Origin of the sequence: Microbispora bryophytorum (assembly GCF_006874465.1) — a bacterium.
GTDB classification, from domain to species: domain Bacteria; phylum Actinomycetota; class Actinomycetes; order Streptosporangiales; family Streptosporangiaceae; genus Microbispora; species Microbispora bryophytorum.
On sequence record NZ_VIRL01000031.1, the window covers coordinates 18,130 to 31,119 of the forward strand.

The window sequence follows — 12,990 nt, forward strand, 5'->3', positions numbered from 1 at the left end:
CCGCGCTGAGGGCTTCACCGGGTGGGCACTCGGCACGGGTGCCCACCCCCCAGACGATTCGCATCCGGGTCCCGAAGAGGAATTGGACAATGGCTTCCGTAAACATGGCCGACGTCAAGCGGCTTCGCGAGCTGACCGCCGCCGGCATGATGGACTGCAAGAAGGCGCTCGAGGAGTCCGAGGGCGACTTGGACAAGGCCGTCGACATCCTGCGCCTGAAGGGCGCCAAGGACGTCGGCAAGCGCGAGGCCCGCACCGCGTCGAACGGCCTGGTCGCCGTCAAGCACGAGGGCGACTCCCTCGCGGCGCTGCTTGAGCTCAACTGCGAGACCGACTTCGTCGCCAAGAACGAGCGGTTCCAGGAGCTCGCCGCCGACATCGTCGGGCACATCGTCGCGAGCAAGCCCGCGGACGTGCCGACCCTGCTCGAGTCCGAGCTGAACGGCAAGAGCGTCAAGGAGCTGCTCGACATGGCCAACGCGGCGCTCGGCGAGAAGGTCGAGATCCGCCGGTTCGCGCTGCTGGAGGGTGGCTTCATCACCTCCTACATGCACAAGACCGACCCGCAGCTCCCGCCGGCCGTGGGCGTGCTCGTGCAGCTCGACACGCCGAACGCCGAGGTCGCCAAGGACATCGCCCAGCACGCCGCCGCGATGGCGCCCAAGTACCTCAGCCCCGCCGAGGTGCCCGCCGAGGTCATCGAGAAGGAGCGGTCGCTGTTCGAGCAGATGACCCGCGAGGAGGGCAAGCCCGAGGCCGCCATCCCGAAGATCGTCGACGGTCGGGTCAACGGCTGGTACAAGGACTTCACCCTGCTGGAGCAGGCGTTCGTGAAGGACAACAAGAAGACGATCGCGAAGGTCGCGGACGAGGCCGGCGTCAAGGTCCTGGCCTTCACCCGCTACAAGGTCGGCCAGGCTTAGGCTTACAGCCAGGAGCTTTTCGACCAGCGCTACATCGAGGAGGCCGCCGCCGTGCAGGAGAACACCAGACCCGCCACGCCGGCGGCTTCGTCGTACGACGGGCCGCTGCGCTGGAAGCGGGTGATGCTGAAGCTGTCGGGGGAGGCGTTCGCGGGCGGCGAGTCCCTCGGGATCGACCCGCGTGTCGTCGCCCAACTGGCGGACTCGGTCGCCGAAGCGGTCCGTGAGGGCGTGCAGGTGGCGGTCGTCGTCGGCGGCGGCAACATGTTCCGCGGCGCCGCCCTGTCGCAGGGCGGCATGGACCGCGCCCGGGCCGACTACATGGGCATGCTCGGCACCGTCATCAACTGTCTCGCCCTGCAGGACTTCCTGGAGAAGCGCGGCATCGACACGCGTGTGCAGACCGCGATCACGATGCAGCAGGTGGCCGAGCCGTTCCTGCCGCGCCGCGCGATCCGCCACCTGGAGAAGGGCCGCGTGGTCATCTTCGGCGCCGGGCTCGGCTCGCCGTTCTTCTCGACCGACACCTGCGCCGCGCAGCGCGCGCTGGAGATCGGCGCCGAGGCGTTGCTCAAGGGCACCCAGGTCGACGGCGTGTACGACTCGGACCCGCGCAAGAACCCCGACGCGGTCCGATTCGACCAGCTTGATTACGGTGAGGTGCTGACGCGGGGTCTCGGGGTCATGGACGCCACCGCGATCAGCCTGTGCATGGACAACGGCCTGCCCATCGTGGTCTTCGATCTCATGGGCGAGGGCAACATCCTCCGGGCGGTTCGTGGTGAAAAGATCGGCACGCTGGTGAGTCCGGCAGGGAAGTAGGGAGCCGCAGTGATCGACGAAACCCTCCTCGAGGCCGAGGAGAAGATGGACAAGGCGGTAACGGTCGCCAAGGACGACTTCGCGAGCATCCGCACCGGCCGTGTGACGCCATCGATGTTCAACAAGATCAATGTTGACTACTACGGGTCGCTGACGCCGATCCAGCAGCTCGCGTCGTTCCACGTCCCCGAGGCGCGCATGGTGCTTGTGCAGCCGTACGACAAGGGCTCGCTGAACGCGGTCGAGAGGGCCATCCGCGACAGCGACCTCGGCGTCAACCCGAGCAACGACGGCACCGTGATCCGCGTGGTGTTCCCCGAGCTTTCGGAGGAGCGCCGCAAGGAGTACATCAAGGTCGCCCGCAACAAGGCGGAGCACGGCCGGGTGTCCGTACGGAGCATCCGCCGGCACGCCAAGGAGACCCTCGACCGGCTCGTCAAGGACGGCGAGTCCGGCGAGGACGAGGTCCATCGTGCGGTCAAGGAGCTCGACGACCTCACCCAGAAGCACGTCGCGAAGATCGACGAGCTGCTGAAGCACAAGGAAGCCGAGCTGCTCGAGGTCTGACGTCGCGGCCCGGAAAAGCGGGCCGTACGGCACGACCGTGATCCTTGTGCCGCACCGCGAGAGGCGGGGCGGCGCAAGGATCACGCGCATATAGAGAGTGGGACGCTGTGGACGGAACTGCTGCCGCCGGCGACCGGAACCCGGCGGGACCCTCCGATGCGGATCCGGCGGGCACCGGCGCTCAGGGCGGCACGCCCGGCGACGCCGCCAGGCCCCCGGGTCGTACGGGCCGCACGGGTCGCAATCTCCCGGCCGCGGTGGGGGTCGGCGTCGCGCTCGGCGCGGCGGTCATCGGCTCGCTCTACTTCGTAAAGGTCGCCTTCCTTGTCGTGGTCCTGCTGGCCGTCGGCGTCGGCATCCACGAGATCGTCAAGGCGTTCGGCGGGTTCGGCATCCGGGTGCCGCTGGCGCCCCTGCTGGCCGGCATGGCGGCCATGGTGGTCGGACCCTACTGGGGCGGCACGTCGTTCCTGGTCGGCGCGTTCGGCGTGACCGTGATGGTGCTGCTGACCTGGCGCATGTTCCAGGGAGCCGAGGGCTTCGTCCGGGACGCGACCGCCGCGATGTTCGTCGCGGTCTATCCGGCGCTGCTCGCGGGGTTCGTGCCGCTGCTGCTGGCTCCCGAGGACGGGCCGGATCGCGTGATCGTCTTCATCGCGGTCACCGTCTGCAGCGACGTCGGGGGATACTTCGCAGGGATCTTCTTCGGCAAGCATCGGATGTCGCCGCTCATCAGCCCGAAGAAGACCTGGGAGGGCTTCGCCGGGTCCACCCTCGCCTGCGTGGTGGGCGGTGCGTTACTGGTCCACTTCCTGCTGCAGGGAGAGTACTGGGAAGGCGCCGTCGTCGGCCTGGCGGGAGTCGTGTGCGCGACGCTCGGCGACCTCGTCGAGTCGGTGATCAAGCGTGACATCGGCATCAAGGACATGGGCACGCTGCTGCCGGGGCACGGCGGGGCCATGGACCGCCTCGACTCGCTGCTGTTCACGCTCGTTCCCGTGTGGCTGCTGCTCACGCTCCTGGTCCCGGTCGCCTGACCGGCCGCCCGGGCCTCGGCCGGGCGCCCGGCGCGTCAGATCCGGCCGGTCATCGCCAACCGCTCGCTGATCGCGCGATGTCCGTGATCGGCCACGAGGCGGAGTTCGGACTCGGTGAGCGGAAGCAGCCACAGCCACCGTACGGCGTCACCGCCGAACGTGAATCCCGACATGTCCGGCAGTCCGGGCGGGTCCGTCAGCATGAGCACCCCCTGGTGCCCGCCGTCCAACGGGAACGTGACCGGGTTCTGGAACCAGCGGGCCGTGTGCCCGTGCCCCAGCCATGTCACCGACCGCCACGGATACTGCCCGAGCCAGGCGAACAGCCGTGCGGCGACCCTCGGATCCTGCCTGGTCGCCAGCGCCAGTTCCACCCGGCACGCCGTGTCGTACATCTCCGCGGCGGGCATCCGCTGGCAGCTCATGCCGACCGTGGACAGCACCGTGTAGTCCCGCGTGAACGTGGGCGGGCGCTCGCTGACGCCCACCAGGGGGAACCGGTCGCCGCCGACGTCCCAGTAACGGCCGGGCGTCCCGAGCCTGCTGTCCAGGTGGCCGAGCACGAACTGCTGGTAGGTGGCCCAGCTGCCCTCCGCCTGCCGCCACTGCCAGTACGCGCGGGCCTTGGCCACCCGGGGGGACAGGCCCTCCAGCGCCTCGCCGAGGGGCCAGGCGAGCGGCGACTCCCCGACGGCGTCCCGCGCGTACCCGGGCATGCCGCGCTCCAGGTCGGCCCACGCCGGAATGACCGCCAGGAGGGTGTCGTTCTCGTACAGGGCGACGCCGTCGCCCTCCTCGAACCAGAGCACCGACAGCGACTCCGCGTCCAGGGGCGGCCTGCCGGAGGGGTGCGCGGTGTGCGCCTCGGGCATCACCGGCGGCAGCCCGGCGTCGGCCCGGCCGACGTCGGGCCCGGCGGGCGCGGGGACGTGGTTGGCCAGCCAGACCGCTCCGTGGACGATCCCCTTCGCGTCACGAAGGTAAGCTACGGAAGAGGTCCGGTCGGCTTCGATCGTCAGTGTGCGGCTCCCGTAGGGGTTGGTGCTGCTGAGCACGACAGTGGTGTCCACACCTCACCTCTCGTACGCCTCCGGGATTCGACCGCCAGACAGAATGTAAAGCCGCATGCGCCCGTCGTTAAGACCATGGCCGCGGATGATGGAAAGGGTTTTGCGTGAGCGAGCAGCCGAAGACCGGGCAGCTGACCTTCGTGGCGCCTCGCCGGGCCAAGCCGCAGCGCCACCTCGCCGACCTGACCATGGCCGAACGCAGGGCGGCGGTGGCGGAGCTGGGGGAGAAGCCGTTCCGCGCCGACCAGCTCTCCCGCCACTACTTCACCCGGCTGACCGGCTCTCCCGAGCAGATGACCGACCTGCCGGGCCCGCTGCGCGAGCGGCTGGTCGAGCAGCTCATGCCCCCGCTGCTGACCTCCGTACGCGAGATCACCTGCGACGACGGCATGACGCGCAAGACGCTGTGGAAGCTGTTCGACGGCTCGCTGGTCGAGTCGGTCCTGATGCGTTATCCCGACCGCGTCACCATGTGCGTCTCCTCCCAGGCCGGATGCGGCATGAACTGCCCGTTCTGCGCGACGGGCCAGGCCGGGCTCACCCGCAACATGTCCACGGCCGAGATCGTCGAGCAGGTCGTCGCGGGCGCGCGGGAGCTGGCCCGCGGCGAGGTCCCGGGCGGGCCCGGACGGGTGACCAACGTGGTCTTCATGGGCATGGGCGAGCCGATGGCCAACTACAAGGCCGTCATCGGGGCCGTCCGCCGCCTGGTCGACCCCGCGCCGGAGGGCCTGGGCATCTCGGCGCGCGGCGTGACGGTGTCGACGGTCGGCCTGGTGCCGGCGATCGGCAAGCTCGCCGACGAGGGCCTGCCGGTGACGCTCGCCGTCTCCCTGCACGCGCCGGACGACGAGCTCCGGGACACGCTCGTGCCGATCAACACCCGGTGGAAGGTCGCCGAGGTGCTCGACGCGGCCTGGAGCTACGCGGCCAAGACCAAGCGGCGCGTGTCCATCGAGTACGCCCTGATCAAGGACATCAACGACCAGGAGTGGCGGGCCGACCTGCTCGGCCGCCTGCTCAAGGGCAAGCTCGTGCACGTCAACCTGATCCCGCTCAACCCCACGCCCGGCTCGAAGTGGACCGCGTCACGTCCCGAGGACGAGCGGGCGTTCGTCCGCCGTCTGGAGTTCCACGGCGTCGCCGTCACCGTCCGGGACACCCGCGGGCGGGAGATCGACGGGGCGTGCGGGCAGCTCGCCGCGGCGCCTCAGTAACGGCAACCTAGGGCCGCGTGCGGCGCAGCCACGTGTAGGCCGCCAGTCCGATCGCGGGCCACAGCAGCGACTGCACCGTGAGCAGGGGCAGCCCGGACAGCAGCGCGTCGTGATGGGCGTCCCGCATCCAGGCCATGACCGGCACGGTGAGCCAGCGCGCCCCGGCCATGCTGAGCACCAGCATGGACAGGTAGCCCAGGATCAGGGCGATCGTGGAGACCGCGGGAGAGGGCAGGATCGGGCGGCTGGTCAGCGCGCCGAGCGTGAGCCCCGCCGTCGCGGACAGCAGGTGCAGCCACACCCCGGTCAGGAGCACGGTGAGGGTGGGGGAGCCGACGAGGCGGAAGAGCAGCGCGGTCTCGGCGATCGCGGCCAGGACGAGCAGCGACGCGAACGCCGCCAGGAGGCCGCTCACCAGCTCCCTCGGCCCCAGCGCGGACAGGGCGACGCTGCGCTGCTCGTCGGGTTCGGTGTCGAGCAGGCCACGCGCGGCCCAGGCGAGCACCGGCACGAGCATGGCCGCCGAGTCCGCGGTGGCCCCGATCTCCTGACCGGCGGGAATGGCGCCGGCGTAGAGGACCGCCAGCAGCGCCAGCAGCGCGATCAGCGGTTGCAGCGCCCGGTGCGACGCGACGTACCCGGTCAGGCGGAACCTCGCCAGCGCGATCACCGGTGTCATTCGGCGGCCTCCCCGGCGACGCGGGCCGTGGTGCGCCCGGCGGTATGCCCCGTGGTGTGCCCGGTGATATGCCCCGTGGTGTGGCCGGTGATATTCACCGCGCAGCCCTCGGCGCGCAGGCGATCGACCAGGTCAGAGGCCCTCGACGCGGCCACTGCCACCTCCAGCACGGTCAGGGCCGTCTCGCCGGCCTCCTCGACCGGTTCGAGTTCCCGTACGGCACCGTCGCGGACCTCGCAGCGGCGCAGGCCGGGAAAGGCGCGCAGATCACCCTGGTGGTCGCTGACCACGACGATCCCGCCGCGCGCGCCGACCTCCCCGATGATCCTGGGCAGTTCGGCCCGGGTGGCGGCGTCGAGACCGGCGAAGGGCTCGTCGAGCACGAGCAGCCCCGGCTCGGCGAGCAGCGCCTGCGCGAGCCCCACCTTGTGCGCGCTGCCCTTGGACAGATCGGGCAGGCGCTGCCCGAGCAGGTGATCCATGCCGAGCCGCTCGCTCCACCTGCCGATCGACTCCGTGCTCACCCTCCGGACCGCCGCCATGTGCCGCAGGTAGGACGCCACGGTGAACGGCTGGTCGGAGGGGAACCGTTCGGGGGCGTACCCGACGACCCTGGGACGCTCCTCGATGCTTCCGCGTACGGGCCTGAGCAGCCCGGCGACCAGTCGCAGGAGGGTCGACTTGCCGGTGCCGTTGGGCCCGGTGACCTCGACCACGTCTCCCGCGTCGAGGACCAGACCGGCGTCGGACAGGATCCAGGGGTCGTGCCGTCCATACCGGAAGGAGAGACTGGCGATCCGCATAGTTTTTTGAGCTTATCGGGATGTTCCTCCGCGTCGTACGAATATCGAACGATCTTTGGGTCTCGCCTTTCTGACGGGACTCCCGTCAAAATGGACGGGCGTCGGGAACGGGCAGGGAGGTGGGAGGTGAACCGCTTTCCCCGTGTCATGGCCGTGCGCCTGGGCTATGACCCCGGACAGGTCGACGACTTCGTGCGCAGGATCGAGCGGACACTCGGGCTCGGCCCGCTCGACGGGCCACCGGTGACCGGCGACGAGATAAGGAACGCGAAATTCGCCGTCAAACTCGGGGGTTACAACGAGACGGCGGTGGACTTCGCGCTCGACGCGTTCATCGTGGCGGTCGAGGCGCCCGCCGCCCGGACCGCGGCGGCTCCGTCCCTCCGTACGCGTGCCGAGGAGCGGACGCGTCCGGACCCGGCCCCCGCGAAGGCCGCCGGCGCCGCGGAGCCCTGGCTGGAGACGCAGGCGGCCCGGGTGGAGCGCGTGGCCTTCCGCCCGGGGCGGCTCGGCATGGGCTACCGCGAGGAGGAGGTCGACGCGTTCCTTGACCGGGTGGTGGCGACGCTGCGCGGGACCGCGGCCGAGCCGTTGACGGCGGAGCAGGTCAGGAGGGCCACGTTCGCGACCGTCGTGTTCCGGCCCGGCTACGCGATCCAGGAGGTGGACGGCTTCCTGGCCGAGATGGCGAACGTGCTGGAGCGCCGTCCCTGACCTCGGTGCCTGCGCCGATTGTCCTGATGCGGGGGAGTCGGGCACACTCAAGCGATCTCGCGCTCCCGTGGAGGAACGTATGACACTGACGCGGGTCGCCGTGGCCCAGCTTCCGCTGCGCGTGGGCGAGCCGAAGGCGAACCGCGCCGCCGCCGCGGAGGCCGTCGCCGAGGCCGCCGCGGCCGGGGCCCGCCTGGTCGTGCTGCCCGAGCTGGTCAACAGCGGATACGTCTTCACCGGCGCCGAGGAGGCCGGGGATCTGGCAGAGCCCGCCGACGGCCCGACCGTCACGGAGTGGGGGCGGCTGGCCAAGGACCACGACCTGGTCATCGTGGGCGGGTTCTGCGAGATGGCGGACGGCGTCCTGCGCAACAGCCAGGTCATGGTCGACTCCACCGGGACCAGGGCCGTCTACCGCAAGGTCCACCTGTGGCACGACGAGCAGGACGTGTTCGCGCCCGGCGACGCCGCCGCTCCCGTGGTGGACACCGCACTCGGCCGGATCGCCATGATGGTGTGCTACGACCTGGAGTTCCCCGAATGGGTGCGGGCGGTGGGCCTGGCCGGGGCCGACCTGCTCGCCGTCTCCACCAACTGGCCGGTCTCGCCCGTCCCGGCCGGGGAACGCTCGGTGCTGCTCGCCCACGCCCAGGTGGCCGCCGTCGCCAACCGCATGTTCGTCGCCGTGGCCGACCGCTGCGCCGCCGAGCGCGGTGTGAGCTGGGTGTGCGGCACCTCGGTCTTCGGGCCGGACGGCTATCCGCTGGCGGGGCCCGTGCTCAGGGACGGCCCCGCCGTGCTGGTGGCCGACTGCGACCTGGTCGCGGCCAGGGACAAGGCCACCGGCCCGCGCAACGACGTCCATCGTGACCGGCGGACGGATCTGTACGGGATGTCGCGGACGCGCTGACCCTCCTCAACCGACCCGGGGGCTCAACCGACCCGGGGGGCTCTTGGCAGGCTGGGCTCTCGGCGGGCTGGGCTCGTCCCCGGTGTGGCCTACGATCTGATCGGCCTGCTCGCGCTCGGAAAGGCCCGGTGAAGCACATGATCGTCGACCTGTCGGTGCCGGTGGTGAGCGGCATGCCCGTCTATCCCGGAGATCCGGAGGTGCGGATCGCTCCCGCCCTCACGGTGGCGGCCGACGGCGTGAACGTCCTCGGCCTGCACCTCGGGTCGCAGTCCGGCACGCACGTGGACGCGCCCTGTCACATCGACGACGCGCTGCCCACGCTCGACGCCCTGCCGCTGGAGCGGTTCCTCGGCCCGGCGGCGGTCCTCGACGTCCGGGGCCTGCCGCCGCGCGCGCGGATCACCCCTGCGATGCTCGGCACGGTGGCCGCGCGGCTGGGCCCGGGGACCGTCCTGCTGGTCGCGACGGGCTGGGACGAGCACTGGGACACGCCCGATTACCTGGCCCACCCCTTCATGGAGGCGGAGACCGCGCGCGGGATCGTCGCCTCGGGCGTGCGGACCGTGGGCGTCGACGCGCTCAGTGTCGACCCCACCCCGGCTCCCGCCGATCTGCCGGCGCATCGCGTGCTGTGCGGGGCGCACGCCGTCATCGCGGAGAACCTGCGCGGCCTCGGCCCGCTCCTGGAGGCCCAGGCCGCCGGTCGTCCGATCGAGGTCTCCCTGCTGCCGCTGCGTCTCCACGCCGCCGACGGGTCTCCCGTACGCGCCGTCGCCCGGATCGGCTGATCGGCGCGGACGGGCCGGACAGCTGGGCGCGGCGGGTCAGATCAGTGGGTGCCCCAGGAGTAGGTCTGCTTGTGCAGCTTGAGGTAGACGAACGTCTCGGTCGCGCGCACGCTGGAGATCGCCCGGATCTTCCCCAGGATCTCGAGCAGATGGGTGTCGCCCTCGCAGACCACCTCGACCATGATGTCGACCGAGCCGGCTGTGAGCACCACGTAGTCGATCTCGGGGATCTGCGACAGTTCGTCGGCGACCCGCTCCAGGTCGCCCTCACACTTGATGCCGATCATGGCCTGGCGGGGGAAGCCCAGGGTGAGCGGGTCGGTGACGGCGACGATCTGCATGACACCGAGGTCGAGAAGGCGCTGCACGCGCTGGCGCACGGCGGCCTCCGACAGCCCCACCGCCTTCCCGATGGCGGCGTACGGCTTTCGCCCGTCCATCTGAAGCTGCTCGATGATCTGCTTGGAGATCTCGTCGAGCACCACCGGCCCACCCTTCACGGCAGCCGCGCGAGCCTTAGGCGGAGTCGTCATCCTCGGGGGGTGTCCTCTCTTGGCGGGCTTCGATCGCCGTAGCGACCTGGCGTTACGGCAGCGTTTTTGACATGTTGCGATTGTGGTCTGACATGTTGTCAGCTCCATGGCTTGCGTCAAGCGATTCCGTAGCAATTTGGTATCTTAGCGACGAAATCCCTTGTCGTTGGCTCTTTCCTCTGCCAGAGTCGCGACAACTCAGCCACCAACAGGAGGTCAACGGTGACCACCCGTTTCCAGAACTTCGTGAACGGGAAGTTCGTCGACGCTGCGAGCGGCCGTTTCTCCGACGTCGTAGACCCTACGACGGGGAAGGCCTACGCCCAGGCGCCGGTGTCGGGCCAGGAGGACGTCGACGCCGCGTACGCCGCCGCGACGGCCGCCTTCGAGACATGGGGCCAGACGACGCCTGGCGAGCGCGCGGCGCTGCTGCTGAAGGTCGCCGACGCGATCGAGGCCCGCGCTGACGAGATCAACGAGGCCGAGTGCCGTAACACCGGAAAGCCCCGCGCCCGCATGGCCGAGGACGAGACCCCGGTGGCCGCCGACCACTTCCGGTTCTTCGCCGGTGCGGCCCGCACTCTGGAGGGCCCCACCGCCGGTGAGTTCCTCGCCGACCACACTTCGATGATCCGGCATGAGCCTATCGGTGTCATCGGTCAGGTCACGCCGTGGAACTACCCGATGATGATGGCGGTGTGGAAGATCGCCCCCGCTCTCGCGGCGGGCAACACGATCGTGCTCAAGCCGTCCGACAGCACTCCGGCCTCCACGCTGAAGCTGGCCGAGATCCTCGGTGACGTCCTGCCGGCCGGTGTCTTCAACGTCGTGACCGGCGACCGGGAGACCGGCTCGCTGGTCGTCGGCCACCCCGCCGCGAGCATGGTTGCGATCACCGGCTCGATCGGCGCGGGCATGTCGGTCGCCAGGACCGCCGCCGAGGACCTCAAGCGCGTCCACCTGGAGCTGGGCGGCAAGGCGCCGGTCGTGGTCTTCGAGGACGTCAAGGACATCAAGGCCGTCGCCGGGGCGATCGCCGAGGCGGGCCTCTACAACGCCGGCCAGGACTGCACCGCCGCCTGCCGCGTGCTCGTGCAGGAGAGCATCCACGACGAGTTCGCCGCGGCGCTGACCGAGGCCGCCGCCGCCACCAAGCTGGGCGGCCACGACGTGGAGGACGCCTACTTCGGGCCGGTGAACAACCCCGATCAGCTCGCCCGGGTCGAGGGCTTCTTCCAGCGGCTCCCCGAGCACGCGAAGGTCCTCACCGGCGGATCCCGCGTCGGCGACGAGGGCTTCTTCTTCGCCCCGACCGTCGTGGACGGGCTGAAGCAGGACGACGAGATGGTTCAGGACGAGATCTTCGGTCCCGTCATGACCATTCAGACGTTCACCGACGAGGCCGACGCGCTGGCCAAGGCCAACGGCGTCCGCTACGGGCTGTCCGGCTCGGTGTGGACCTCCGACCACGGCCGCGCGATGCGGATGTCCAAGCGGCTCGACTTCGGCATCGTCTGGGTCAACACCCACATCCCGTTCGTGTCCGAGATGCCGCACGGCGGCTTCAAGCATTCGGGCTACGGCAAGGACCTGTCCGTCTTCGGCCTGCACGACTACACCCGCGTCAAGCACGTCATGCACTACATCGGCGAATAGGTACGGCCGGCTCCGGCCGGACACCTATCGAAAAAGAGGGATAAGCCTGGAATGACAGAGATCCAGGCGGGCCCGGGGGCAGCCGTCACGGCTGCCCCCGTATCAGGAGCCGTGCCCGCCATCGAGCTCGACAACGTGGTCAAGGAGTACGTCTCACACGGCGAGGTCGTACGAGCGGTCAAGGGCGTGAGCCTCGCCATCACGGAGGGGGAGTTCTTCTCCCTCCTCGGCCCCTCGGGCTGCGGCAAGACCACCAGCATGCGGATGATCGCCGGGTTCGAGGACCCCACCCAGGGGATCGTCAGGCTCCACGGGGAGGACGTCACGAACGTCCCGCCGAACAAGCGTGACATCAACATGGTGTTCCAGTCCTACGCGCTGTTCCCGCACATGAACGTCTGGGACAACGTCGCGTTCGGGCTCAAGCGGAAGAAGGTCGCCGACGCGGAGATCAAACGCCGCGTCGGCGAGATCCTGGAGGTCGTGGACCTCGTCGGCCGGGAGAAGCGCCGGCCGAAGGAGATGTCGGGAGGCCAGCAGCAGCGCGTCGCGCTCGCCCGCGCCCTGGTCAACCGGCCCCGCGCGCTCCTGCTCGACGAGCCGCTCGGCGCGCTCGACCTCAAGCTCCGGCAGGCCATGCAGATCGAGCTCAAGCGCATCCAGCGCGAGGTCGGCATCACGTTCGTCTACGTGACGCACGACCAGAGCGAGGCGCTGACGATGAGCGACCGCATCGCGGTCATGAACGACGGCCTCGTGGAGCAGCTCGCCGAACCCCGGGAGATCTACGAGCGGCCCGCCGGCAAGTTCGTGGCCGGGTTCATCGGCACCTCCAACCTGCTGAGCGGCACTGTGCAGCAGGTCGTCGGCGACACGGCCGTGCTCGCGCTCGGTGCGAACGACCGGATCCTCGTCCCCGCGGGCGGCGAACTGGCGGCCGGCGCCACGGTCGACCTCACGGTCCGCCCGGAGAAGATCAAGATCGCCAAGGACCGGCCGGAAGGCGACCTCAGCGTGGTGCGGGGGACGGTCTCCGAGGTCGTCTACCTCGGCACCTCCAACAGCTACGTCGTGGCGCTCGGCGACGGCGCCGAGATCACGGTGTTCGAGCAGAACGCCCACGACAGCACGATCACCGCCGAGCGCGGCGACACCGTCTGGCTCTCCTGGCAGTCCTGGCACTCCTACGCGCTGCGGTAGCTCGCCGCGTGAACTCCTCCCGTCGAATCCCCGCGACGAATCCCCGAACCCGGTACAGCGAACCCGGA

Annotated in this window: 14 protein-coding genes; 10 read left to right on the forward strand and 4 right to left on the reverse strand. The window is 70.1% G+C overall.

Translation table 11 applies throughout. The features are described from left to right. The first annotated feature begins 89 nt into the window (after positions 1-89). The 4 genes from tsf (at position 90) to FLX07_RS33945 (ending at position 3,349) form a co-directional block, all read left to right on the forward strand. Entirely contained in the window at positions 90-923 is an 834-nt protein-coding gene (tsf, locus tag FLX07_RS33930; protein WP_142575776.1) for a translation elongation factor Ts, read from the forward strand. A 51-nt stretch (positions 924-974) separates the two neighbouring features. Continuing rightward, entirely contained in the window at positions 975-1,745 is a 771-nt protein-coding gene (gene pyrH / locus FLX07_RS33935) for a UMP kinase (protein WP_030511713.1), read from the forward strand. 9 nt (positions 1,746-1,754) lie between these two features. Beyond that, entirely contained in the window at positions 1,755-2,312 is a 558-nt protein-coding gene (gene frr, locus FLX07_RS33940) for a ribosome recycling factor (protein ID WP_142575777.1), read from the forward strand. A 107-nt stretch (positions 2,313-2,419) separates the two neighbouring features. Continuing rightward, complete coding sequence (locus tag FLX07_RS33945; RefSeq protein WP_142575778.1) at positions 2,420-3,349, forward strand: phosphatidate cytidylyltransferase; 930 nt, start codon at positions 2,420-2,422, stop codon at positions 3,347-3,349. A 35-nt stretch (positions 3,350-3,384) separates the two neighbouring features. On the opposite strand, the gene FLX07_RS33950 is transcribed toward FLX07_RS33945, so the two are convergent. Then, positions 3,385-4,419 carry a suppressor of fused domain protein gene (locus FLX07_RS33950; protein WP_142575779.1) on the reverse strand — a complete coding sequence of 345 codons (1,035 nt, stop codon included), beginning with the start codon at positions 4,417-4,419 and terminating at the stop codon, positions 3,385-3,387. Positions 4,420-4,523: 104 nt separating this feature from the next. On the opposite strand from FLX07_RS33950, the gene rlmN reads away from it, so the two are divergent. After that, a complete protein-coding gene (gene rlmN, locus FLX07_RS33955; protein WP_142575780.1) occupies positions 4,524-5,636 on the forward strand; it encodes a dual-specificity RNA methyltransferase RlmN in 1,113 nt (370 codons plus the stop codon). Positions 5,637-5,643: 7 nt separating this feature from the next. On the opposite strand, the gene FLX07_RS33960 is transcribed toward rlmN, so the two are convergent. Both FLX07_RS33960 and FLX07_RS33965 read right to left on the reverse strand, forming a co-directional pair. Beyond that, positions 5,644-6,315 (reverse strand): hypothetical protein, encoded by a 672-nt coding sequence (locus FLX07_RS33960; RefSeq protein ID WP_142575781.1) that lies wholly within the window; start codon positions 6,313-6,315, stop codon positions 5,644-5,646. Beyond that, positions 6,312-7,118 carry an ABC transporter ATP-binding protein gene (locus FLX07_RS33965; RefSeq protein ID WP_142575782.1) on the reverse strand — a complete coding sequence of 269 codons (807 nt, stop codon included), beginning with the start codon at positions 7,116-7,118 and terminating at the stop codon, positions 6,312-6,314. Before FLX07_RS33965 ends, FLX07_RS33960 begins: the two co-directional genes overlap by 4 nt. A gap of 126 nt (positions 7,119-7,244) precedes the next feature. Between FLX07_RS33965 and FLX07_RS33970 the strand changes: the two genes are divergently transcribed. The 3 genes from FLX07_RS33970 (at position 7,245) to FLX07_RS33980 (ending at position 9,533) form a co-directional block, all read left to right on the forward strand. Continuing rightward, a complete protein-coding gene (locus FLX07_RS33970) occupies positions 7,245-7,832 on the forward strand; it encodes a DivIVA domain-containing protein (RefSeq protein WP_167748492.1) in 588 nt (195 codons plus the stop codon). Between the two features lie 79 nt (positions 7,833-7,911). Next, positions 7,912-8,742: a nitrilase-related carbon-nitrogen hydrolase gene (locus FLX07_RS33975; RefSeq protein ID WP_142575784.1), complete on the forward strand. Its 831-nt coding sequence runs from the start codon at positions 7,912-7,914 to the stop codon at positions 8,740-8,742. A gap of 137 nt (positions 8,743-8,879) precedes the next feature. Further along, the gene (locus FLX07_RS33980; protein WP_142575814.1) at positions 8,880-9,533 is read left to right on the forward strand and encodes a cyclase family protein; all 654 of its coding nucleotides are present in this window, start codon (positions 8,880-8,882) and stop codon (positions 9,531-9,533) included. Positions 9,534-9,574: 41 nt separating this feature from the next. Here FLX07_RS33980 and FLX07_RS33985 read toward each other — a convergent pair whose 3' ends face one another. Then, the gene (locus tag FLX07_RS33985) at positions 9,575-10,066 is read right to left on the reverse strand and encodes an Lrp/AsnC family transcriptional regulator (RefSeq protein ID WP_142575785.1); all 492 of its coding nucleotides are present in this window, start codon (positions 10,064-10,066) and stop codon (positions 9,575-9,577) included. A gap of 222 nt (positions 10,067-10,288) precedes the next feature. Between FLX07_RS33985 and FLX07_RS33990 the strand changes: the two genes are divergently transcribed. Both FLX07_RS33990 and FLX07_RS33995 read left to right on the forward strand, forming a co-directional pair. After that, complete coding sequence (locus tag FLX07_RS33990; protein ID WP_142575786.1) at positions 10,289-11,722, forward strand: gamma-aminobutyraldehyde dehydrogenase; 1,434 nt, start codon at positions 10,289-10,291, stop codon at positions 11,720-11,722. Positions 11,723-11,773: 51 nt separating this feature from the next. Next, positions 11,774-12,922: an ABC transporter ATP-binding protein gene (locus FLX07_RS33995; protein WP_142575787.1), complete on the forward strand. Its 1,149-nt coding sequence runs from the start codon at positions 11,774-11,776 to the stop codon at positions 12,920-12,922. Positions 12,923-12,990: the final 68 nt, after the last annotated feature.

What these genes read in the sequence shown, in the direction of transcription:
- FLX07_RS33980 (WP_142575814.1), top strand. Translation starts at nt 8,880, where the DNA reads ATGATCGTCGACCTGTCGGTGCCGGTGGTGAGCGGCATGCCCGTCTAT.
- FLX07_RS33960 (WP_142575781.1), bottom strand. Translation starts at nt 6,315, where the DNA reads ATGACACCGGTGATCGCGCTGGCGAGGTTCCGCCTGACCGGGTACGTC.
- FLX07_RS33985 (WP_142575785.1), bottom strand. Translation starts at nt 10,066, where the DNA reads ATGACGACTCCGCCTAAGGCTCGCGCGGCTGCCGTGAAGGGTGGGCCG.
- FLX07_RS33975 (WP_142575784.1), top strand. Translation starts at nt 7,912, where the DNA reads ATGACACTGACGCGGGTCGCCGTGGCCCAGCTTCCGCTGCGCGTGGGC.
- FLX07_RS33965 (WP_142575782.1), bottom strand. Translation starts at nt 7,118, where the DNA reads ATGCGGATCGCCAGTCTCTCCTTCCGGTATGGACGGCACGACCCCTGG.
- FLX07_RS33995 (WP_142575787.1), top strand. Translation starts at nt 11,774, where the DNA reads ATGACAGAGATCCAGGCGGGCCCGGGGGCAGCCGTCACGGCTGCCCCC.
- tsf (WP_142575776.1), top strand. Translation starts at nt 90, where the DNA reads ATGGCTTCCGTAAACATGGCCGACGTCAAGCGGCTTCGCGAGCTGACC.